The organism is Clostridium sp. (genome assembly GCF_022482905.1).
In the GTDB taxonomy this organism is placed as follows: domain Bacteria; phylum Bacillota; class Clostridia; order Clostridiales; family Clostridiaceae; genus Clostridium_B.
This window is the reverse complement of the sequence record NZ_JAKVOI010000001.1, coordinates 3,139,729-3,162,670: the sequence shown is the minus strand read 5'-3', so window position 1 is coordinate 3,162,670 and position 22,942 is coordinate 3,139,729. Positions and strand designations below refer to the sequence as shown.

Here is a 22,942-nt window from a genome sequence, read left to right as displayed (position 1 = left end):
TCACCTTCCTTTTTATTTGGCTGTAGTTTCTGCCAATTTCTTTCTTACTAGTTTTGCTCTATCAAAATCTCTTTCTCTGCTTGATAAAATTTTATCGTGATTCTGTTGTATAGTGGCTGGTTGTATTTCAACCAAAAGACTATTTAGCGTAACTTTGCTTATATCTTTAACTATTCCCATTTCAACTCCCAACCTTACATAAGATAAAAGTTTTAGGCACTCATTCGAACTTAAAAGTTCAGCATATCTTAAAATTCCAAGAGATCTATATATTCTGTCCTCTAATTCATGTCTTGAGTTCTTTATGAGATTTTCGCGTGCTAACTTCTCTTCATTTATTACCTGTGATACAAGAGCTTTTAAATTAATCATTATTTCTTCTTCACTGCGTCCTAAAGTCACTTGATTTGAAATCTGATATATATTGCCCAATGCTTTAGATCCTTCACCATATAGACCTCTAACAGTCATGCCAACCTGACTTAGTGCATTTAAAAGTCCATTTATTTGATTGTTTAAGGATATTGCAGGAAGATGAAGCATAACAGACATCCTTAATCCTGTACCCAAATTCGTTGGACAGGTAGTCAAGTATCCTAATCTTTCATCAAAAGCATATTCTAGATTTTCTTCCAAAAGATTATCTATATTATCACTTACATTATATACTTCCTCCAAATTTAATCCTGACGTTATACATTGAATTCTAATATGATCCTCCTCATTTAGCATTATACTTACTGTTTCATTTTTGTTCAATATAAATGCAGCCTTATTACTATTTTCTATCAGGTTTTTACTTATAAGATGTTTTTCCAAAAACATTTCCCTTTCATTTTCACTTTTCTCCCACAAATAATTTGTAGTAAATTCCTTCGTGGTACAATCATCTTCATAAAAAACTTTATCTACAAGTTCTATTAATTTCTTACTCTGTTCCTCACTTAATTTATGAGGGAAAGGTACTCTTGCCAAGTTTCTGGCAAGCCTTACTCTGCTGCTTATGACCAGATCCTCATTATCTCCCTTAGGAGCTGTTATCCAGTTGTCCATTCCTATTCCCCCTTATTGCCATGATTATTATCGGCTTGAAGTTCCTTTATTTTATCTCTTATACGTGCAGCCTCCTCATACTCCTCCAAAGCTATAGATTTTTGTAAATCCTGTTTCAATTTTACAAGATTTCTTCTATCTATAATATCCTTTCCTGCCTTTTTAGGTATTTTCCCCGTATGTTCCAAATTTGCCTGCACTCTTTTTATAACAGGCTGCAATATATTTGAAAATTCTTTATAACATTCGCTGCATCCTACAAATCCGCTTTTTTTAAATTCTCTATAAGAAGTACCGCAATTTTTACAGATTATATCAAAATCTTCTGTATCCTCATTTGAATTATTCATATAATCCATAATTCCACTTAAAATATTTTGAAAGCTAAATGGGGCTACAAAATTTATCTTTGGAACAAAGCTCAATTCTCCATTTTCAACAGCACATTTTTCACATAAATTAAGATCCTGTTTTATCCCATTTACTATCTTAGTTATATGAACAGTGGCTTCATTTTTTTTACATATATCACACAACATAATATCTTATCACCCCGTAATTCTTAAATTAAAATTTTCTGTATACATAGGATTCTCATTTTACCTAACTATCATGAAATATCACCATCATTATAGATTTAAGTATAGAAGCTCTAAGTTTGTTTTTATTTTGAACATAATCATTAAAAGTTCTATCATTTATAGCTATTTTTAATATATTAGCTTCCCTCTCACTAATAATATCAGCTTCGAACAGTCCATCTATAACCTGGAGGGCAGTATTATATGTTATACTATCCCCAATTTTTTCAATTATAATATCAAATAAATTCTTATTGCTGCTGCAAACGACTCTTCTTATTATTATACATCCGCCGCCACCTCTCCTGCTTTCTATATAATAACCTTTATCTGTAGTAAATCTAGTGGTTAAAACATAATTTATCTGCGAAGGAGCACAGCTAAAGTGGTTAGCCAATTCGTTTCTTCTAATCTGAAGCTGGGATTCATCACTGCTTTCTATCATCTGCTTTATGAAATTTTCTATTATATCAGATAATCTTGCCACCATATCACCCTCTTAATACCAACAACATCACTTTGACTTTCTTTGACCTTACTTAAATAATATTATTACCTGTTATTTTATTCAACTCTTATATTATCCCGAATCTTGTGTTCTAATCATAAAAGCACGATATAATGCAATTTTTCTTTAGTTTTCTTATATATAATAATTATTATCACCGACTAATCATTAATTTTTATAACACCTGTTATATTAAATTTATAGTATCATATTTCAAGCTTTCTTCAAATAAAAAAAATAGCTTCAATAAAAAATTAATTTTTTATTGAAGTCTAAATTGTCTACCCTGCTCCTGTCTAACCTAACAAAAAATAAAAATGGCTCCGTGGAGAGGGCTCGAACCTCCAACCCTTCGGTTAACAGCCGAATGCTCAACCATTGAGCTACCACGGAACAATTTATTTAAACCCGGCAGCAACCTACCCTGCCACAGGGCTTCCCCTGCAGTACTCTCGGCACAATGAAGCTTAACCATCCTGTTCGGAATGGGAAGGGGTGTTACCTTCACGTCATAACCACCAGATATTTGACATAAATCATTATCAGCTTCATATCTCTGCGTCAAAGTTCTCACTGCGGTGCTCATTTACGTAAGTAAATTCCGCTCCTCCTTCAAGCTTTTCCTTGATCTATTCGCTGCTAATAATTTATTTACTGTAAACTCTACAGCAAATATTGAAAACATGTGTATTCCATATGGAATACTGCTCTGTTCCCTGAAAATTGCACAGTAAGATGAATGTTTGGTCAAGCCCTCGACCTATTAGTATCAGTCAGCTGAACATGTTGCCATGCTTACACCCCTGACCTATCAACCTCGTGTTCTCCGAGGGGTCTTACCAGCTTACGCTGTGGGAAATCTAATCTTGAGGTGGGCTTCACGCTTAGATGCTTTCAGCGTTTATCCCTTCCCGACATAGCTACCCAGCCATGCTCCTGGCGGAACAACTGGTACACCAGAGGTCAGTCCATCCCGGTCCTCTCGTACTAAGGACAGCTCCTCTCAAATTTCCTGCGCCCGCGACGGATAGGGACCGAACTGTCTCACGACGTTCTGAACCCAGCTCGCGTGCCGCTTTAATGGGCGAACAGCCCAACCCTTGGGACCTACTTCAGCCCCAGGATGCGACGAGCCGACATCGAGGTGCCAAACCTCCCCGTCGATGTGAACTCTTGGGGGAGATCAGCCTGTTATCCCCGAGGTAGCTTTTATCCGTTGAGCGATGGCCCTCCCACGAGGTACCACCGGATCACTAAGCCCGACTTTCGTCCCTGCTCCACCTGTATGTGTCGCAGTCAGGCTCCCTTCTGCCTTTGCACTCTTCGAAGGATTTCCGACCCTTCTGAGGGAACCTTTGGGCGCCTCCGTTACTTTTTAGGAGGCGACCGCCCCAGTCAAACTGCCTGCCTAACAATGTCCCGTGACCAGTTTCATGGCCGCCGGTTAGAATTCCAGTACTGTCAGGGTGGTATCCCAACGTTGGCTCCGCCAGGGCTGGCGCCCCGGTTTCCATGCCTCCCACCTATCCTGTACAGACAATACCGAAACTCAATGCTAAACTGCAGTAAAGCTCTACGGGGTCTTTCCGTCCAATCGCGGGTAGCAAGCATCTTCACTTGCACTACAATTTCGCCGGATTTGTTGTCGAGACAGTGCTCAAATCATTACGCCATTCGTGCGGGTCGGAACTTACCCGACAAGGAATTTCGCTACCTTAGGACCGTTATAGTTACGGCCGCCGTTTACTGGGGCTTAAGTTCATACCTTCGCTTGCGCTTAGTATTCCCCTTAACCTTCCAGCACCGGGCAGGCGTCAGCCCCTATACTTCAGCTTTCGCTTTAGCAGAGACCTGTGTTTTTGATAAACAGTTGCTTGAGCCTATTCTCTGCGGCCCCTTTCGGGGCACTCCTTATCCCTAAGTTACGGAGTTAATTTGCCTAGTTCCTTAACAACAATTCTTCCGATGGTCTTAGGATTCTCTCCTCACCTACCTGTGTCGGTTTGCGGTACGAGCACAAACTTGCTCCATAGAGACTTTTCTTGGCAGTGTGAAATCGGATACTTCTCCTTAATTGGATCCCTGTAACACCTCAGCATTGACCGGATGGGTTTTCCTCCCCGGCCTGCCTCAGTGCTTAGACACACATCCAGTAGTGTGCACATCCTATCCTTCTGCGTCATCCCTTCTGTCAAACGCCAGTTTGCGGTATCGGAATATCAACCGATTGTCCATCGCCTACGCCTTTCGGCCTCGGCTTAGGTCCCGACTAACCCTGGGCGGACGAACCTTCCCCAGGAAACCTTAGGTCTTCGACCAATAAGATTCTCACTTATTTCTCGCTACTTATGCCAGCATACTCTCTCCTGTACAGTCCACAGCTCCTTACGGTACTGCTTCTATCCGTACAGGATGCTCCTCTACCACCCTTTCGGGTCCATAGCTTCGGTGGTAAGTTTTAGCCCCGGACATCTTCGGCGCAGGATCTCTCGACTAGTGAGCTGTTACGCACTCTTTGAATGTGTGGCTGCTTCTGAGCCAACATCCTAGTTGTCTTCGAAATCCCACATCCTTTTCCACTTAACTTACACTTTGGGACCTTAGCTGATGATCTGGGCTCTTTCCCTTTTGACCGAGGATCTTATCATTCCCGGTCTGACTGCCGTGATTCAAGTATATGGCATTCGGAGTTTGATAGGGTTCAGTAACTGTTGTCAGCCCCTAGCCCATTCAGTGCTCTACCTCCACTACTCATTCACGACGCTAGCCCTAAAGCTATTTCGAGGAGAACCAGCTATCTCCGAGTTCGATTGGAATTTCTCCGCTATCCACAGCTCATCCCATGGTTTTTCAACACCAACGTGGTTCGGTCCTCCACGGAATTTTACTTCCGCTTCAACCTGGCCATGGATAGGTCACCCGGTTTCGGGTCTACTGCATGCAACTAGACGCCCTTTTAAGACTCGGTTTCCCTTCGGCTCCGCACCTTAAGTGCTTAACCTTGCTGCATACCGTAACTCGCTGGCTCGTTCTACAAAAAGCACATCGTCGCACGTTAAAGTGCTTCGATCGGTTGTGGACACACGGTTTCAGGTTCTCTTTCACTCCCCTTCCGGGGTTCTTTTCACCTTTCCCTCACGGTACTTCTTCTCTATCGGTCACCAGGTAGTATTTAGCCTTAGGAGGTGGTCCTCCCTCTTTCCCACAAGGTTTCTCGTGTCTCGTGGTACTCTGGTACAGACTGGAACTTTTTCAGCTTTCACCTACAGGGCTTTTACCTTCTATGGCGGAGCCTTCCAGCTCTCTTCACTTAACCTATTGTTCTCTCTGTCTGCCCGAACCCCAGAAACAAGTTCCTGGTTTGGGCTCTTTCCCTTTCGCTCGCCGCTACTTGGAAAATCGATTTTTCTTTCTCTTCCTCCGGGTACTTAGATGTTTCAGTTCCCCGGGTTTACCTCTATAAACCTATGAATTCAGTTTACAGTTCAGTGCTTCCACTGTGGGTTTCCCCATTCGGAAATCTTCGGTTCTCAGACTATTTGCGTCTACCCGAAGCTTATCGCAGCTTATCACGTCCTTCGTCGGCTCCTGGTGCCAAGGCATTCACCATGCGCCCTTTGTAGCTTGACCTAAAGAAAATCCATATTAGCTTCGCATTTCATCGTCAAGTCTTTCGCTGTGGTGCTCACTTACACAAGTAAGCTCCGCTCCTCGCTCAAGCCTTTCCTCGAACTGCTTGCTACTATTAATTTTCCACATATATCTACAAAGGTTATTTCATTAACCTCAGCTTTACTTTACTTTCATGAAGTCTTTCGACTTCTCTTTTTTCTTACTGTGCAATTTTCAAGGAACATAATGGTGGGCTTAAATGGACTCGAACCATCGACCTCACGCTTATCAGGCGTGCGCTCTAACCAGCTGAGCTATAAGCCCATAAATACAATGGTGGAGATAAAGAGATTCGAACTCTTGACCCTCTGCGTGCAAGGCAGATGCTCTCCCAGCTGAGCTATACCCCCAAAACTTATATTAATTATTAAATTGACTATTGTGAAAGGATCTGATCCTTCAAAATTAAACAGAATAAAAAATTGTTATTAACTTCGCATCTTTTCGTCAAAATCACTCACTCCGGTGCTCATTTACATAAGTAAACTCCACTCCTCGTTCGCGTTTTTCCTCAATCTGCTCGTTACTATCAATTTTTCAAGTTACTTGCTCAAACAAAATACCAACTTTTATGGAACAGTGTCCTGTTCCTTTTCTCCTTAGAAAGGAGGTGATCCAGCCGCAGGTTCTCCTACGGCTACCTTGTTACGACTTCACCCCAATCACTAACCCCACCTTCGGCCGCGTCCTCCTAAGTTAGACTACGGACTTCGGGTGTTGCCAGCTCTCATGGTGTGACGGGCGGTGTGTACAAGGCCCGGGAACGTATTCACCGCGACATGCTGATTCGCGATTACTAGCAACTCCAGCTTCATGCAGGCGGGTTTCAGCCTGCAATCCGAACTGAGAGCAGTTTTTGAGTTTGGCTCCTCCTCACGGTCTTGCTTCTCTCTGTTCTGCCCATTGTAGCACGTGTGTCGCCCTGGACATAAGGGGCATGATGATTTGACGTCATCCCCACCTTCCTCCGCGTTAACCGCGGCAGTCTCGTTAGAGTGCTCATCTTTCATGTTAGCAACTAACAACAAGGGTTGCGCTCGTTGCAGGACTTAACCTAACATCTCACGACACGAGCTGACGACAACCATGCACCACCTGTCTCCCTGCCCCGAAAGGCTTCGCCTGTCTCCAGGCTATTCAGGGGATGTCAAGTCCAGGTAAGGTTCTTCGCGTTGCTTCGAATTAAACCACATGCTCCGCTGCTTGTGCGGGCCCCCGTCAATTCCTTTGAGTTTTAATCTTGCGATCGTACTTCCCAGGCGGAGTACTTATTGTGTTTACTGCGGCACAGAAGGGGTCGATACCTCCTACACCTAGTACTCATCGTTTACGGCGTGGACTACCAGGGTATCTAATCCTGTTTGCTACCCACGCTTTCGTGCCTCAGCGTCAGTTACAGTCCAGAGAACCGCCTTCGCCACTGGTGTTCTTCCTAATCTCTACGCATTTCACCGCTACACTAGGAATTCCGTTCTCCTCTCCTGCACTCCAGATATCCAGTTTGAAATGCAGCTCCCAGGTTAAGCCCGGGTATTTCACATCTCACTTAAACATCCGCCTACGCACCCTTTACGCCCAGTAATTCCGGACAACGCTCGCCACCTACGTATTACCGCGGCTGCTGGCACGTAGTTAGCCGTGGCTTCCTCTTCTGGTACCGTCATTATCGTCCCAGAAGACAGAGCTTTACAATCCGAAGACCTTCATCACTCACGCGGCGTTGCTGCATCAGGCTTTCGCCCATTGTGCAATATTCCCCACTGCTGCCTCCCGTAGGAGTCTGGACCGTATCTCAGTTCCAATGTGGCCGATCACCCTCTCAGGTCGGCTACGCATCGTTGCCTTGGTAGGCTTCTACCCCACCAACTAGCTAATGCGCCGCGGGTCCATCTCAAAGCGGATTTCTCCTTTTATCCTGAATTCATGCGAATTCAGGTCTTATGCGGTATTAATCTCCCTTTCGGGAGGCTATCCCCCTCTTTGAGGCAGGTTACCCACGTGTTACTCACCCGTCCGCCGCTAAGTCTCCCCCGAAGGGGTTCCTTCGCTCGACTTGCATGTGTTAGGCACGCCGCCAGCGTTCGTCCTGAGCCAGGATCAAACTCTCAATTTAAAAGTTTGTCTCTACTCATTACTGTTTTACTTTACTGCATCTCTGCAGCTCAAAAAAATTGCTGGTTTATTTCTTCAAGTTTTCACTTGTTTCTATTCTGTTTAATTTTCAAGGATCATGTTGTTCACTTCAACAACTCGTTTATATTAACACATTATACTAAACATGTCAATACTAATCAACACAATTCTTTATATAACAGTTAATTTCTACGATATATTCTCAAAACAACAAGTGATATTCTATCATCAATAAACAAACTGTTCCATGATTAAATATAAATATACACCAATGTATTCTCTATTTTCTATATAAATCTCCATATTTCTACATTTATCATATAATGATACACCGGGAATAGTTGTTATCATATTCTATTATAAAAAAAGCCATAATCATAAACGATTCATGGCTTTCCTGGTGGAGATAAAGAGATTCGAACTCTTGACCCTCTGCGTGCAAGGCAGATGCTCTCCCAGCTGAGCTATACCCCCATATGGTGGACCTTCAGGGACTCGAACCCCAGACCTACCGGTTATGAGCCGGTTGCTCTAACCAACTGAGCTAAAGATCCATTATATATTACCCGGCAATTACTTACCCTGCCACAGGACTTCTCCTGCAGTACTCTCAGCACAATGAAGCTTAACTTGCCTGTTCGAAATGGAAAGGGGTGTTACCTTCACATAATTATCACCAGATGATTTCATGGTTTTTCCTCTTTACTACAGTTTCATATTATACTTTCTTTTTTGGGGGCTGTCAATACTTTTTTCATATATCTTCACGATAAAAGCATGGACCCATCTATGTAATAAATTTATAAATAAATCGTGGTACTCTCTTTAAAGTTTTATTTGAAAAGTTTAATATTTTCTTTTATTTTAATATGACAGTCTGCTATAATAAATCATAAATAATAAAATACGTTTGATTATTGTTTTGTAGCAAATTCATTATATCAGACTATTGAACTATTCTACTCATTTTTATACAATTTTATAAATTTGTAAAATAACTCTATTTATCACGCTAAAATATGAGTGTCCATATCAACTGTAAGATTGCTATCCTCTTTGAGGCTGAAAACCTCAATACACTTGAAAACAAAAATGAATTTACCCTTGGTGTCATGAGTTTAGTGGCGCAGGGTGAAAGCGAACAAAAAAAGCGCTGCTGTCACATGGTCCATCATTGAGCGCTTCAAAAAAGGCATACCCATTATTCCTACTCACAACCTTCTTGGTTTTGGTAAAGACCATCTTGGGCAAATTATAGTTGTGGAGGAAGGAGCAAATATTATCCGCTATATTTATAACAGCTATATAGGCGGTTCTAACGCTCGTGAGATCGCGCAAGCCCTTACAGATGCCTGTATTCCTACTGTACTTGGAAAACCTATGTGGAAAAGCAGCAGCATTCTTCGTATTTTAAAGAACGAGAAATACTGCGGTGATGTTTTGATGCAAAAGACATTTACTGTTGATTGCTTTACGCATAAAAAGATGAGAAATACAGGCCAACGGCCTCAATATCTTTTAAAGGGTGGTATTCCAGCCATTATACCGAAAACCCAATGGCTGACAGTGCAGAAATCACTCAAAGAATGCCACTTTTCAAGAAAGCTGACTGAGAAACCGGATATTGGCATTTTTATAAAGCGAATGAAAACAGGTGCTTTACGAGGATTTATTTATATTAATCCAAACTGGAACAAAAAAGAAATTACTCAGGTACTTAAAAAATTGATATAGGAAAGGAATAATAACATGATTGATGAAATGAATTTTGAGGACTTTTCTTTTGAGGTTATTGATGTCTGCGTTACTGGTACTCCCGACGTACACATCACAAAAAACGGTATTACTTTTACTCTTAAGTGTATTGAAGATATGGGATATCCTCAGTACATAATACCTATGATTGATGTCAAGAAAAAGGCATTTGCAATAAAAGCCTGCAAGGTGGGTAACGAACATACCATTCGCTTTTCTAAACCCAAAGGAGAGCAAAAACATGCGATTGCCACATCTTTCAGTGCCATTCGCAGGATGATATGCGGCGTCATGTGTGAACAGTGGCAAGAGAAAAACCGCTATCATATTACCGGAGTTTGGCACCCTAAGGATAAGGCCATGATATTTGACCTGAATGCAGCTAAGGAACTTCCACCATTTTTGAAACCAGGTACTATCTCAACAGAAAAATAAGCAAACAGTTTTAAATTAACGGTTGTATAAAAATACTCTTCATATATGCAGATTATTACTTTTACAAAGTCAATCCGCATACATGAAAAATTTAACTCTATTTTAAATCTTTCACCAAATCTTTAAACTTATTTCCCCGTGTTTCAAAATTCTCAAACATATCAAAACTAGCACATGCAGGAGAAAGGGTAACAATATCTCCGTCTGCAGCTATTTCTGCAGCTTTCAAGACGGCTTCCTCAAGCGAATCAACTTCAACAATTGGAACATGAACATTTTTTGATGCCTGTAGATTTTCAAATGCAGCCTTGATTTTATTTTTTGTAGCCCCAAGCAGAATAAGTGTCTTTATTTTAGAATACCCTTCTTCTGCAAGTATATCAAAAGGAATTTTTTTGTCATATCCGCCAGCTATAAGTATAACCGGTTTTTTAAAAGCTTTGAGACCTGCAAGGGTTCTCGTAGGACTTGATGCTATTGAATCATTGTAATACTTAACGCCATGCAGACTTCTTATAAATTCACATCTATGCTCCACGCCTTTAAAAGTAGTGGCAATCTTTCTCATACTGTCAATACCTGCATCATCTTTTACAGCACAAAAAGCAGCTAACAAGTTAGATACATTATGCATTCCCATTAACTTGACTTCATCAATTTTACACACTTCACTATCGTCAATATATAAAGCATCATTCTTCAAGCATCCTCCAGAAGCCAACCTTTCTCTAATGCTAAACTGTCTCACTCTTCCCAATGCTTCTTTTACCATATTATTTGTATAATCATTGTCTCTATTTAATATTAACAGGTCCTCTTTGTCCTGATATTTAAATATGCTTTTTTTAGCATTTACATACTCATTCATATCTTTGTGTATATCAAGATGATTGGGACTTATATTTGTGACTACGGACACCTGTGGAGAAACTTCCATAGTCATGAGTTGAAAACTTGAAAGTTCCATTACAACTCTGTCATTTTGATCTATATTTTCTATTTTGTCAAAAAGAGGAGTTCCTATATTCCCTCCGACCCAACTTTTAAAGCCTTCTTCCTTCAATATATTATATATAAGTGTAGTTGTAGTTGTTTTACCATCGCTTCCCGTAACACCAAATATTTTAGCAGGACAATATTTAACAAATTCCTCAACTTCAGAAGTTATATAGGCACCACTATTTTTTGCTTTAACAAGTGCCGGACTGTCTATTCTCATAGATGGAGTCTTAAATATCATATCAAAGCCATTTAAATTATCCAAATAATTATCTCCTAATACAAGTTTAACTCCTTTACTCCTTAATATGTTCGTAATATTACCCAACTGTTTTTCAGTCTTTTTATCAAAAGCACTTATTTGTGCACCAAGTCTCAATAAAAAGTCTATTAAAGGCCTATTACTAATTCCTATACCTACTACAGCAACATTTTTGCCTTTTATAAATTGTTTGAAAGTATCAAAATTATTTTTCATTGAAAAACCTCCGCAATAAACTGTATATAATCTTTACCAATCAATTATATCACTTATAATCATCTATTGAGATAATTTTTTTAGAATTTCAATGACACAATATACTATTTTATGACGAATAAAATCAAAATTGTGCGAAAATATTAAATTTAGCAACTTTATTTTTACTATTGAAAATCATTTATACTATATGCTATACTATAAACATGCCGTAAGGAAACATTAATATAATTCCCCAAGTTTTAATTAAACATATAACATATCCCCATGATTAAACCCTAATTTACCGGATACTTAAGTATCCGGTAAATTTCTATTTATATATTGTTATTAAAAGCATGCAGTTATTTTCACAAACTGCATGCTTTTATTATAAGAATATTAAATTAGAACCGCGTCTTTTCCTTTAAAAATTTATTAAGTTCCTCTACTTTTATTCTGGACTGCTTCATAGTATCTCTGTCTCTTACTGTAACAGTATTATCTTCGAGGGTATCAAAATCAACAGTTATGCAGTAAGGGGTTCCTATTTCATCTTCTCTTCTGTATCTCTTTCCAATACTTCCCGCCTCGTCATAATCTACATTAAATTCTTCTCTCAATAAATCATATATTTTTAAAGCATGTTCAGATAATTTTTTACTTAAAGGAAGTACTGCAGCCTTGAATGGGGCTATTACCGGATGAAAATGCATAACTGTTCTTATATCTCCACCTTCAAGCTCTTCTTCATCGTATGCATCAACCAGAAATGCCAATACTGCTCTATCTGCCCCAACTGATGGCTCTATACAGTAGGGAATATATTTCTCATGAGTCGTCGGATCCAGATAATTCATATCCTTTCCCGAATGGTTTTGATGTTGTTTTAAATCATAATCTGTCCTGTCTGCAATTCCCCATAATTCTCCCCAGCCAAATGGAAATAGATATTCTATATCAGAAGTTGCACTACTATAATGAGAAAGTTCTTCTTTCTCATGATCTCTAAATCTTATATTATCCTTATTTAATCCTAAGTTAATCAGGAAATTCCAGCAGTACTCTTTCCAGTAACTATGCCATTCCAAATCGGTTCCCGGTTTACAGAAAAATTCCAGTTCCATCTGTTCAAATTCCCTGGTTCTAAAAGTAAAATTGCCTGGAGTTATTTCATTTCTAAAAGATTTACCTATTTGTGCTATTCCAAAAGGTATTTTTTTTCTACTTGTTCTCTGAACATTTTTAAAATTTACAAATATGCCTTGAGCCGTTTCCGGTCTTAAATATATCTCCGATTTAGAATCTTCTGTTACCCCTTGATATGTCTTAAACATAAGATTAAACTGTCTTATATCTGTAAAATTGCTTTTGCCACAATTAGGACAAACTATTCCATTATCTTTTATATACTTTTCAAGTTTTTCATTGCTCCACCCATCTGCGCTGGCCTTTTCAACCCCCTGAGATGTCATGTGCTCTTCAACTAATTTATCTGCTCTAAATCTTGATTTGCAGTCTTTACAGTCCATAAGAGGATCCGAAAAATTTCCTACATGCCCGGAAGCTACCCATACTTCATTATTCATAAGTATGGCACAATCTATTCCTACATTATACTTACTCTCATGGACAAATTTCTGCCACCATGCTTTTTTTACATTATTTTTGAGTTCAACTCCAATTGGTCCATAATCCCAGGTATTTGCAAGTCCTCCATATATATCTGAGCCGGGATATACAAATCCCCTGTTCTTTGCTAAAGCAACAACTTTATCCATATTCTTTTCCATATGCTAATCTCCTTTTGTAATTTTATTATTGTAATTATCCATACTTCTTTTTGAAACATAAAAAAAGAGCCTAGCTAAAGGGACGAATTCATTATCCGCGGTTCCACCCTTTTTAGCATACGCTCATCTTTGAATATAAACAGTTTAAAAGTTCCCTTCGCAATGGAATCTCAGCTGTTTTCCACCAAACGCAGCCTCTCTTTTGATCTTCACATTACTACTAATCTTCATCATTACTGCAATATTAAATTATAAATTTAATTCTACTATTAAAGCGGCTTCATAGTAGGAAACAATATAACATCTCTTATTGACGATGAATTAGTCAAGAACATTATAAGCCTATCTACGCCTATTCCAAGGCCACCTGTTGGCGGCATTCCAATTTCAAGAGCGTTTATAAAATCAGCATCCATCATATATGCTTCATCATCACCTAGTTCTCTTTCCCTCAATTGCTGGACAAATCTCTCTTTCTGAGCTATAGGATCATTCAGTTCAGAATAAGCATTACATATTTCTCTTCCATATACAAATCCCTCAAATCTCTCGGTAAAGTTATCATTTCCTCTTTTTTTCTTGGTAAGAGGCGATACTTCAACTGGATAATCCAGTACAAAAGTCGGTTGAACAAATTTCTCTTCGCAAAATTCTTCAAATATCATATCTAATATATATCCTTTTGTACAATCTTTCAATTCTTTTTTAAGCTGAATATTTTTTTCCCTTGCAATTTGCTGTGCTTCTGCATCATCTTTTATTTCATTAAAATCTATATTCGTAAATTCCCTGACTGCATCAACCATGGTAATCCTTTCCCATGGAGGTTTAAAATCTATTTCCTTGTCTTCATAGACAACCTTAGTAGTACCAAGAACTTTATTGCATATATAAGCTACCATATTTTCTGTAATTTCCATCATATCATTATAATCAGCAAATGCCTCATATAATTCTATAGATGTAAACTCGGGATTGTGTCTTATATCCATTCCCTCATTTCTAAAATTCTTACCTATTTCATAAACTTTTTCAAATCCACCTACAATCAATCTCTTTAGATACAATTCAGTTGCAATTCTAAGATACATATCCATATCCAATGTATTGTGATGAGTTATAAAAGGCTTTGCTGCAGCTCCCCCTGCTATTGTGGACAGTATTGGAGTTTCTACTTCAATAAAGTTCTTATCGTCTAAGAACTCTCTCATAGCCTTTATTATAGCCGTTCTTTTCATAAATGTATCTCTTACATCCTGATTTATTATTAAATCCACATATCTCTGTCTATATTTTAAGTCGGGATCTTTTAAGCCATGCCACTTTTCCGGTAAAGGCCTCAGGGATTTACAGACTAACTGGAAATTTTCAATGTGAATTGTAATTTCACCGGTTTTTGTTTTAAAAACCTTTCCCGTTATTGATAAAATATCTCCTATATCATATGTCTTATATTCCTTTAATTTTTCTTCCCCTACATCATCTATTTTTATATAAAGCTGTATTTTTCCATATCTATCATACAGATCTGAAAATCCAGCCTTGCCGTGCACACGTTTTGACATCAACCTTCCTGCAACAGTAACAGTGCTGCCTTCAAGCTCATCATAATTATCCCTTATTTGATCTGAAGTATGGGTTCTATCAACCTTATATATCTCAAAAGGGTCTTTCCCATCATTTTTCAACTGTCTAAATTTATCTATTCTCTCATTTATAAGTGCATTAAACTTCTTCTCAAGTTTATTAAAATTTTCCTTGTCATTTGCCATTAAACTTTATCCTCCAATTATCTTCCTATGCTGAGTATTTTATATTTACTGAGTCCATCTGGAATTTGAACTTCAACTATATCTCCTATTTTCTTTCCTAGAAGGCTTTTGCCAACAGGCGATTCATTTGATATTTTATTGTTGATTGGATCTGCTTCTGCAGATCCCACAATTGTATACTGGACCTCTTCATCGAAATCAAAGTCCTTTATTTTTACAGTTGCTCCTACACTTACCACATCGAGTGGAATTTCATTTTCATCTACTATAGTAACATTTTTTAACATGTTTTCAAGTTGTACTATTCTTCCTTCTGTAAATGCCTGGTCATTTTTTGCATCATCATATTCTGAATTTTCACTTAAGTCCCCAAAAGAAAGTGCAGACTTGATCTTTTCCGTTATCTCCCTTCTTTTAACAGTCCTTAAATATTCAAGTTCATCCTCAAGCTTTTTTACTCCATCATAAGTCATTATATATTTATTCAGATTGCTCATATGTCTTCTCCCCTTTAAAAATTTATAAACCATACCCCTTTGATTTCTATAAATTATAAGACAGCCCTATTTTAATGTCAATATCAAAAATTAATTATATGTCCATTATATTTTATGTCATTTAAAAATACTCCATTATATTTTAAAGACTTGACTATATCTTTTTCAGCCATCTGGCTCAATATAGAACCTAAAATTTCAAAACACATTTCTCCTCGTTCAAAGTTCCATGGAATTTTATAATTTACATCATTGATATTGATTACATGATCAAAATTTTCTATGGGACTATTGCAAACGTACCACACACATGCGTCTTTATAAAAAATCATGTCTTTAGATGTTATAATAAAATCTGACATTTTAAAAAAGAATTCCTCATCTGAAGTCACGACAGGTGACACTCCATAATTTGCAATTACATATTCCCTTATTTTATTTATCTTATGCATGTTTTCTGAAAGAAGCACAATAAATTTCGCCTCTCTGGCAAAAAAACATATAATATCAAAAAGAATATTATCAGCTGCATCATATATTACTATACAGCTACTTCTTACATTTTTTTTGATATTTCTAAGTACCATACCCGTGCTCTTACAAATTCCATATGCCATAAGTTTTTTTTGAAACTCATCATACATATTGTAATCCAGATATCTGTAAACCTTCGGAGCTAGTTTTAAATCCTTAAACCTACATATTTTCTTAGCTCGCATCAAGTTATTATGATATGAAAGTTGGTTTATATTAGGTGGCAATGCAACGTCCGTTATTTTTAAATCAAGATCCTCTATAAAATACTTTTTTTTAATTCTTATGCTAAATCTATCCTTAATTTTTGTCATAATACTCCTGCTGCTGTATACTTCATTGGAATAAGCATTAGCGTATAAAATTGGCTCCATTTAATTATTCCCATAAATTGCTTACATAAATATATTATTACTTTAATCAGATTAACATTACCGTTGTAACAAAGAATTTTTGTATATACTTAGAATTTCAATAACATTTTTTATATCCTTTTCACAGTTGATCTTATCCTTTATCTCCTTGCTTCCTCTGATTCCCTTTAAATACCAGCCAATGTGTTTTCTCATTTCCAGTACAGCCCTTTTCTCATCCTTATAAAACGCCGTCTTACTATAATGTTCAAGGCACATATCCACTTTTTCAATATCTGTAGGATATTGCACATTCAGCCCTGATTTTCTCTGACGTATCTGCTTGAATATCCACGGATTTCCCAGTGCACCTCTCCCAATCATAATCCCATCACATTTATACATTTTAAACTTGTTTTCAGCTTCTTCAGCACTATTTATATCGCCATTTCCTATAACAGGAATGTCAACTTCTTTTTTAACTTTACCTATAACGTTCCAGTCTGCCTTGCCCATATACATCTGTTTGCTAGTTCTGCCGTGAACCGTTATTGCATCTGCACCTACCTGCTCCATCCTTTTGGCAAAGTCCAATATATTTATATGCTCTGAGTCAAATCCAATTCTCGTTTTTACTGTAACAGGTTTTAAAGAAGCTCTTTTTACTTCTTTCACTATGTCTTCTGCAAGTTTTGGGTCCTTCATAAGCGCAGATCCGTCTCCATTTTTTACTATTTTAGGTGCAGGACATCCCATATTTATATCTATCATACATATGCTATCCACATCATTGAAATAGTCACAGGTTTGAGCCATTAAAACGGAGTCGCTGCCAAATATCTGGACAGCAGCCGGTGCCTCTGCTTTTGATACGACAAACATGTCTCTAGTTCTTTCACTCCCATGAAACAAGGCTTTTGAACTTATCATTTCCGTATATACAAGTCCGCATCCCTGTTCCCTGCACAGTTCTCTAAATGCAATATCTGTAACACCTGCCATTGGAGCAAGGAATACATTATTTTCAAACTTCAAATTACCTATTTGCATTTAAGTATATGCTCCCTATTCTTATAATATATTATTCTAAGCCCTGTAAGTGTGAGTATTGGATCTATTATATCTATGGAGCCTGATTCTTCATTTATAAGTTTTGCAAGTCCTCCAGTAGCTATAACAAAGGGTTCCTTTTCTCCACAATCCATCATTTCTTGTTTCATTTTCTTTATTATGTATCCAACCTGTCCTACATATCCATATATTATTCCTGCCTGTATGCTTGTAACAGTATTTTTACATATGATAGTGTCAGGTTTCACAAGTTCAACTTTAGGAAGCTTTGCAGCTCTTTCAAACAATGCATCCGACGATATTTGAACTCCGGGGCATATTGTCCCGCCTAAATAGTTACCATCTTCTGTAAGCGCGCAAAAAGTAGTTGCAGTTCCAAAATCTATTATAATTGATGCCCGTTTATAGATTTCATGTGCTGCAACTGCATTTACTATTCTATCGGCACCTACTTCCCTCGGATTATCATACTTTACATTTATGCCAGTTTTTACTCCAGGTCCAACTACAATGGGCTTGACCTTGAAATATTTTATTATCATATGTTCTAGAGAATACATTATATTTGGAACAACAGAAGATATTATTGCACCTTTGATGTCAAGAGGATTTAAATTGTTTCTAAGAAGAAGCTGTAGAACTTGAATGCCGTATTCATCTGCAGTTCTTTTTGAATCCGTAGATAATCTCCATACCGATACTAAATCATTGTCGTCGTAAATTCCAATAACAATATTAGTATTCCCTACATCCAAAACCAAAATCATAAGGTAACACCACCTTTAGCAAGACTAAATTGAGAATATACAAATTTGAATCACATAATTAAAGAGCAGCTCTAAAGCTGCCCTGATTGCAATACTGTCAATTAATATCTTAATTGTATCAATAAAATTTCATTTGTCAAGAGCTCTATAATACACATATCTAGCGAATATGTTAAAATTTTATTTATCCATTATTCGTTTTCTTCATAAAATCGCTGGCATTTACTATATATCTTACGTGCGAACCTTTTCCTATGATACCTGCATCATCGCTGGCTTCTACATCAAAGAACAGTTTTTTGCCTTCAACCTTTGTAAGAGTAGCTTTACATTTTATATTTGCTCCAACTGGAGATGATTTAATATGTTTTATATCAATACTAATACCTACAGTAGTATATCCTTCCGGGAGTCCTTCTATCACAGAATTACTTGCTGCATTTTCCATAAGGGCAGCCATTGATGGTGTTGCATAAACTTCTAAAGTGCCTGAACCCATCTTTATTGCTGTATCATCTTTTGTAACCTTCATTTCTTTAATAAGAGATATTCCTTCTTTTAAATTAAATTCCATTTGATAATCTCACTTCCTCCAACAAAATATTTAAAATCTAAAATCTGCAAGTTTTTAATTATTTAATTTTTAACATACTCTAATAGTACTAGAAATCATTTTAGTTTTCAAGTAAAACCTCAAATAAAAAATCCACTTTACAGTACCTATTACCATAAAGTAGATTTCTTTTAAGCCTCATTAAATATTTTCAAGAATTCATCTGCGTCTATCTTTTCTTTTTCTATTAATTTACTTGCCACAGCATGTAATTTATTTATATTCTCAGTCAGAAGTTTTTCAGCCTTATTGTAGCTCTCATCAATTAAATTTCTTATTTCCTTGTCTATCTCAAATGCCACTTCTTCACTAAAATTTCTTCCCTTGCCCAGGTCCCTGCCTAGAAATACTTCATCATGTCCAGATCCAAAAGCTATAGGTCCAAGATCGCTCATCCCATAATCCATTACCATCTTTCTTGCAATAGTTGTGGCTCTTTCAATATCATTTTTAGCTCCTGTACTTATATCTCCTATTATAAGTTTTTCAGATACCCTTCCTCCAAGAAGTCCTACAATCTCTTCTTCTAGTTTGGTCCTCGACATATAAGCTGTATCTTTTTCCGGAAGATGCATAGTATATCCTCCAGCCATTCCTCTTGGTATTATACTTATCTCATGAACCGGATCTGCTGTTGGAAGCAGCTGCATGACTACCGCATGACCTGCCTCATGGTATGCAGTAAGTTTTTTATCATCATCATCAATTACCCTGCTCTTCTTTTCAGGACCTGCAACCACTCTCGTTACCGCTTCTTCTAATTCTTCCATTCCAATTAGATTTTTATTTTTTCTCACGGCAAGAAGTGCCGATTCATTCATTAAATTTTCCAGATCTGCACCTGTAAACCCGGGTGTTCTCTTAGCCAATACATCTAACTTTACTTCATCCGCCAGATGTTTGTTTCTAGAATGAACCTTAAGTATCTCTTCTCTGCCCTTTACATCCGGTGCACCTACAAGTATCTGTCTATCAAAACGTCCCGGCCTCAACAGAGCAGGATCTAGTATATCTGGTCTGTTTGTAGCTGCTATCATAATTATCCCTACGTTTTGGCCAAATCCATCCATCTCGACTAAAAGCTGATTCAACGTCTGCTCTCTTTCGTCATGTCCTCCTCCAAGTCCTGCTCCTCTTTGTCTTCCTACAGCATCTATTTCATCAATAAACACTATACAAGGTGAATTTTTCTTGGCCTGTTCAAATAGATCCCTTACTCTGGAAGCACCTACACCAACAAACATCTCTACAAAATCAGAGCCGGATATGCTGAAGAACGGAACTCCAGCTTCACCAGATATAGCTTTTGCAAGCAATGTCTTACCTGTTCCAGGAGGACCTACAAGTAAAACTCCCTTAGGTATCCTGGCACCCATCTCTATGTATCTTTTAGGCTGCTTCAAGAAGTCAACAATTTCTGCAAGTTCCTGCTTTTCCTCGTCTGCTCCAGCAACATCCTTAAACGTAACCTTCTTCTTATCTGGTGTAGCCATCTTTGCACGGCTTTTACCGAAATTCATAACACCCCGGTTGCCTCCACCGCCTTGAGACTGCTGCATAAACATAAACCAAAAAGCCACCAGTACCAATATCAATAGGACTGTAGGCAAATATTGTACCCACATAGGAATTGTAGCTGGTTTAACATACATTTCCTTGACCTGCCCATCTTTAGGATGCTGACCTATAAACTGAAATAACCTTTCAGATGGCACTATTGTTTCGTATTGGGTACCATTCTTTAAATTTCCCTGTACTGTCATCTTATCTTCTCTAAGTTGAAAACTCTGTATATTATTATTTAACCAGTATTTTTGAAAATCATTGAAGCTAATAGCAGTCGAACTCTGATTAGTTCTTACAAGTAATAGTGCTGCGAGAATTACAAATACAAAAATTACCACCCAGGCCGTTGCACTTGAAAATTTCTTCATTAAAGGCCCCCCTCTCTTTGTAGTTTTACACTGTAAAATTGTATCATAAGCAATTTCCCTTTACAATAAATTTTGACATTATTTATAAACTTCCTCCTTTAATACTCCCACATAAGGAAGATTTCTATATTTCTCTGCATAGTCTAAACCAAATCCTACCAAAAAATAATCAGGAACCTGAAATCCTATGTATTTTACATTAATATTTATCTTTCTCGCTTCTTTCTTATTTAAAAGGCATGCTATCTCAATACTTGCAACCTTTCTTCCCTTGAGGTAATCCACAAGATATGCCAGTGTGGTACCTGAATCTATTATATCTTCAACTATCAATATGTGTTTATCCTCAACTTCAAAATCCAAATCCTTTAATATTCTCACTACTCCTGAACTTTTGGTTGAATTTCCATAACTTGAAACCGCCATGAAATCCATAGTACATGGAATAGTTATTTTCCTCATCAAATCCGCCATAAAAGGAACAGAACCTTTCAGTATACCTACCAGCATAAGATCCTTTCCTCTATAATCCTGACTTATTTTTTCCCCCAGTTCTTCAGTCTTTTTTTCAATTTCATTGCTGCTTATAAGTACTTCCTTAATGTCATCGCTCATATTATACATAACTCATAGTTCCTCGCTTTCAAAACTTATAGCTAGAATATTTCTAGTATTTTCATCAACTTTAAAAAGATCACTTATTCTATATCCTACTATCCATCCTATATCCTTTCCAAAACATATGAGCGGAATACTTTCTCTTTTATCTTTAGATATCTTAAGATCTATAAACATACTCTTTAACTTTCTGCTTCCGTTCATTCCCAATGGCTTGAACCTGTCTCCCTCCTTTCTGGTTCTAATGGTTATATCACCTTTTATCTTATCCAGATCAAAATATTCAATAAACTTATTGTGATGTTTTTTATATTTTCCACAACAAGTTCTTATATATACCCTGCATTTGTGTTCTGAAATATCATTAATACCTTCGTGCAGTACATAATTATCAATATCCTGTACATGTGTTTCTGTATTCCTCTTTATAATTATGCTGCCATAGTCATTTAATGCCATTATGTTATTTGGAAGCATAATCTGTTTTCCAGTAGGACACGCTTGAATACGTATTATATCCATGACATGAATTTTTTCAATATTATACAGACAACCTGCTATTTTCTGAAGCGCCAGCCTCAAAATTCTAGATAATATTGATTTATCTTCACAAAATGCCTCTTTAGATATTATAACCTTTTCTGATGTCATGTCACAATATTTTTTAAATTTTTCCCGTGAAATTCTATTTAAATAATCATTATCCACTTTAATAGTATCAGAAAGTCTGTTTAATGTTCTTATAATATCTTTGTTAAAATTCCTCTCTATATATGGTATAAGCTCTAATCTAACTTTATTTCTTGAATATATAGCCTGGAAATTTGTTTTATCTATTCGCGGGTTTAATTTATTTTCGCTGCAGTACTGTTCTATTTCATGTCTCGTACTATTTATAAGCGGTCTGACAAATATATTGTTTCTTACTGCTTTTATACCCATTAATCCTTCCAGTCCGGTACCTCTCATAATTCTCATCAAAATAGTTTCAGCCTGATCATTTGCATTATGTGCTATAGCTATTTTATGTGCTCCTATTTCTTTCTTTACTTCATCAAAGAATTTATATCTTGCCTTTCTTCCGGCACTCTCAGATGAAATGCCATATTTTTTTGCTTCTTCATTTATGTCTACTTTCCTGCTTCGGAATTCAACATTTATTCTTCTACAGAAATCTCTTACAAATTCTTCGTCTTTGTCAGCTTCTTCTCCTCTTAACCCATGATTTAAATGTACAGCACATAATGATACTCCCAGTTCATCTCTGAGAGTATACAGTATATGAAGAAGACATAATGAATCCGGTCCTCCAGATACAGCAACTATCACCTTATCCATACTGCTGAACATATTATTTTTTCTTATAGTATCCAGTACAGTTTCAAGCAAAACAAACA

At 37.3% G+C, this 22,942-nt stretch carries 17 protein-coding genes, 5 tRNA genes and 4 rRNA genes; 2 read left to right on the top strand and 24 right to left on the bottom strand.

The features are described 5' to 3' along the window. Nucleotides 1-12 precede the first annotated feature (12 nt). The 13 genes from LKE46_RS15680 to rrf (LKE46_RS15620) form a co-directional block, all read right to left on the bottom strand. Nucleotides 13-1,053 carry a protein arginine kinase gene (locus LKE46_RS15680; RefSeq protein WP_291724418.1) on the bottom strand — a complete coding sequence of 347 codons (1,041 nt, stop codon included), beginning with the start codon at nt 1,051-1,053 and terminating at the stop codon, nt 13-15. 2 nt (nt 1,054-1,055) lie between these two features. Further along, on the bottom strand, nt 1,056-1,592 hold the full coding sequence (locus LKE46_RS15675; RefSeq protein ID WP_291724415.1) for a UvrB/UvrC motif-containing protein: 537 nt from the start codon (nt 1,590-1,592) through the stop codon (nt 1,056-1,058). 64 nt (nt 1,593-1,656) lie between these two features. Then, the gene (locus LKE46_RS15670) at nt 1,657-2,124 is read right to left on the bottom strand and encodes a CtsR family transcriptional regulator (protein ID WP_291724411.1); all 468 of its coding nucleotides are present in this window, start codon (nt 2,122-2,124) and stop codon (nt 1,657-1,659) included. 336 nt (nt 2,125-2,460) lie between these two features. Continuing rightward, nucleotides 2,461-2,535: transfer RNA gene (locus LKE46_RS15665), tRNA-Asn, on the bottom strand. A 13-nt stretch (nt 2,536-2,548) separates the two neighbouring features. Then, a 5S ribosomal RNA gene (gene rrf / locus LKE46_RS15660) occupies nt 2,549-2,665 on the bottom strand. 63 nt (nt 2,666-2,728) lie between these two features. After that, a complete protein-coding gene (locus LKE46_RS15655) occupies nt 2,729-2,893 on the bottom strand; it encodes a hypothetical protein (protein WP_291722585.1) in 165 nt (54 codons plus the stop codon). Beyond that, nucleotides 2,886-5,772: ribosomal RNA gene (locus tag LKE46_RS15650) — 23S ribosomal RNA — on the bottom strand. Before LKE46_RS15650 ends, LKE46_RS15655 begins: the two co-directional genes overlap by 8 nt. 229 nt (nt 5,773-6,001) lie before the next feature. Further along, nucleotides 6,002-6,078, bottom strand: a tRNA-Ile gene (locus LKE46_RS15645). Nucleotides 6,079-6,088: 10 nt separating this feature from the next. Continuing rightward, nucleotides 6,089-6,164, bottom strand: a tRNA-Ala gene (locus LKE46_RS15640). Between the two features lie 253 nt (nt 6,165-6,417). Beyond that, nucleotides 6,418-7,927 (bottom strand): 16S ribosomal RNA (locus tag LKE46_RS15635). A 418-nt stretch (nt 7,928-8,345) separates the two neighbouring features. Then, nucleotides 8,346-8,421 (bottom strand) — tRNA-Ala (locus LKE46_RS15630). A 3-nt stretch (nt 8,422-8,424) separates the two neighbouring features. Next, nucleotides 8,425-8,501, bottom strand: a tRNA-Ile gene (locus LKE46_RS15625). A gap of 10 nt (nt 8,502-8,511) precedes the next feature. Further along, nucleotides 8,512-8,628 (bottom strand): 5S ribosomal RNA (gene rrf, locus LKE46_RS15620). Together the 16S, 23S and 5S rRNA genes with 5 tRNA genes alongside form the textbook arrangement of a ribosomal RNA operon. A gap of 450 nt (nt 8,629-9,078) precedes the next feature. Between rrf (LKE46_RS15620) and LKE46_RS15615 the strand changes: the two genes are divergently transcribed. Further along, nucleotides 9,079-9,681 carry a recombinase family protein gene (locus tag LKE46_RS15615; RefSeq protein ID WP_291724408.1) on the top strand — a complete coding sequence of 201 codons (603 nt, stop codon included), beginning with the start codon at nt 9,079-9,081 and terminating at the stop codon, nt 9,679-9,681. Nucleotides 9,682-9,696: 15 nt separating this feature from the next. Beyond that, nucleotides 9,697-10,137, top strand: coding sequence for a hypothetical protein (locus LKE46_RS15610; RefSeq protein ID WP_291724405.1), 441 nt, complete (start codon nt 9,697-9,699; stop codon nt 10,135-10,137). A gap of 97 nt (nt 10,138-10,234) precedes the next feature. On the opposite strand, the gene murD is transcribed toward LKE46_RS15610, so the two are convergent. The 11 genes from murD to tilS form a co-directional block, all read right to left on the bottom strand. Continuing rightward, nucleotides 10,235-11,614 (bottom strand): UDP-N-acetylmuramoyl-L-alanine--D-glutamate ligase, encoded by a 1,380-nt coding sequence (gene murD, locus LKE46_RS15605; protein WP_291724402.1) that lies wholly within the window; start codon nt 11,612-11,614, stop codon nt 10,235-10,237. Between the two features lie 386 nt (nt 11,615-12,000). Next, nucleotides 12,001-13,386, bottom strand: coding sequence for a glycine--tRNA ligase (locus LKE46_RS15600; protein WP_291724400.1), 1,386 nt, complete (start codon nt 13,384-13,386; stop codon nt 12,001-12,003). A gap of 269 nt (nt 13,387-13,655) precedes the next feature. After that, nucleotides 13,656-15,158, bottom strand: coding sequence for a lysine--tRNA ligase (lysS, locus tag LKE46_RS15595; protein WP_291724397.1), 1,503 nt, complete (start codon nt 15,156-15,158; stop codon nt 13,656-13,658). Nucleotides 15,159-15,175: 17 nt separating this feature from the next. Continuing rightward, a complete protein-coding gene (gene greA, locus LKE46_RS15590; RefSeq protein WP_291724393.1) occupies nt 15,176-15,655 on the bottom strand; it encodes a transcription elongation factor GreA in 480 nt (159 codons plus the stop codon). An 83-nt stretch (nt 15,656-15,738) separates the two neighbouring features. Further along, on the bottom strand, nt 15,739-16,503 hold the full coding sequence (locus tag LKE46_RS15585) for a hypothetical protein (protein ID WP_291724390.1): 765 nt from the start codon (nt 16,501-16,503) through the stop codon (nt 15,739-15,741). Between the two features lie 117 nt (nt 16,504-16,620). Continuing rightward, nucleotides 16,621-17,592 (bottom strand): tRNA dihydrouridine synthase DusB, encoded by a 972-nt coding sequence (gene dusB, locus LKE46_RS15580; protein ID WP_291724387.1) that lies wholly within the window; start codon nt 17,590-17,592, stop codon nt 16,621-16,623. Beyond that, nucleotides 17,583-18,380, bottom strand: a complete 798-nt coding sequence (locus LKE46_RS15575) for a type III pantothenate kinase (protein WP_291724384.1) — start codon at nt 18,378-18,380, stop codon at nt 17,583-17,585. The genes dusB and LKE46_RS15575 overlap by 10 nt, the downstream gene beginning before the upstream one ends. Before the next feature lie 184 nt (nt 18,381-18,564). After that, on the bottom strand, nt 18,565-18,954 hold the full coding sequence (locus tag LKE46_RS15570) for a thioesterase family protein (RefSeq protein ID WP_291724380.1): 390 nt from the start codon (nt 18,952-18,954) through the stop codon (nt 18,565-18,567). Between the two features lie 170 nt (nt 18,955-19,124). Continuing rightward, nucleotides 19,125-20,927, bottom strand: a complete 1,803-nt coding sequence (gene ftsH / locus LKE46_RS15565; protein WP_291724377.1) for an ATP-dependent zinc metalloprotease FtsH — start codon at nt 20,925-20,927, stop codon at nt 19,125-19,127. 78 nt (nt 20,928-21,005) lie between these two features. Next, complete coding sequence (gene hpt, locus LKE46_RS15560) at nt 21,006-21,551, bottom strand: hypoxanthine phosphoribosyltransferase (RefSeq protein WP_291724374.1); 546 nt, start codon at nt 21,549-21,551, stop codon at nt 21,006-21,008. A 3-nt stretch (nt 21,552-21,554) separates the two neighbouring features. Continuing rightward, the gene (gene tilS / locus LKE46_RS15555; RefSeq protein WP_291724371.1) at nt 21,555-22,934 is read right to left on the bottom strand and encodes a tRNA lysidine(34) synthetase TilS; all 1,380 of its coding nucleotides are present in this window, start codon (nt 22,932-22,934) and stop codon (nt 21,555-21,557) included. Between the last annotated feature and the right edge of the window lie 8 nt (nt 22,935-22,942).

Coding starts and splice junctions, on each gene's coding strand:
- LKE46_RS15680 (WP_291724418.1), bottom strand. CDS start 1,053: ATGGACAACTGGATAACAGCTCCTAAGGGAGATAATGAGGATCTGGTC.
- LKE46_RS15675 (WP_291724415.1), bottom strand. CDS start 1,592: ATGTTGTGTGATATATGTAAAAAAAATGAAGCCACTGTTCATATAACT.
- LKE46_RS15670 (WP_291724411.1), bottom strand. CDS start 2,124: ATGGTGGCAAGATTATCTGATATAATAGAAAATTTCATAAAGCAGATG.
- LKE46_RS15610 (WP_291724405.1), top strand. CDS start 9,697: ATGATTGATGAAATGAATTTTGAGGACTTTTCTTTTGAGGTTATTGAT.
- murD (WP_291724402.1), bottom strand. CDS start 11,614: ATGAAAAATAATTTTGATACTTTCAAACAATTTATAAAAGGCAAAAAT.
- LKE46_RS15600 (WP_291724400.1), bottom strand. CDS start 13,386: ATGGAAAAGAATATGGATAAAGTTGTTGCTTTAGCAAAGAACAGGGGA.
- lysS (WP_291724397.1), bottom strand. CDS start 15,158: ATGGCAAATGACAAGGAAAATTTTAATAAACTTGAGAAGAAGTTTAAT.
- greA (WP_291724393.1), bottom strand. CDS start 15,655: ATGAGCAATCTGAATAAATATATAATGACTTATGATGGAGTAAAAAAG.
- LKE46_RS15585 (WP_291724390.1), bottom strand. CDS start 16,503: ATGACAAAAATTAAGGATAGATTTAGCATAAGAATTAAAAAAAAGTAT.
- dusB (WP_291724387.1), bottom strand. CDS start 17,592: ATGCAAATAGGTAATTTGAAGTTTGAAAATAATGTATTCCTTGCTCCA.
- LKE46_RS15575 (WP_291724384.1), bottom strand. CDS start 18,380: ATGATTTTGGTTTTGGATGTAGGGAATACTAATATTGTTATTGGAATT.
- LKE46_RS15570 (WP_291724380.1), bottom strand. CDS start 18,954: ATGGAATTTAATTTAAAAGAAGGAATATCTCTTATTAAAGAAATGAAG.
- ftsH (WP_291724377.1), bottom strand. CDS start 20,927: ATGAAGAAATTTTCAAGTGCAACGGCCTGGGTGGTAATTTTTGTATTT.
- hpt (WP_291724374.1), bottom strand. CDS start 21,551: ATGTATAATATGAGCGATGACATTAAGGAAGTACTTATAAGCAGCAAT.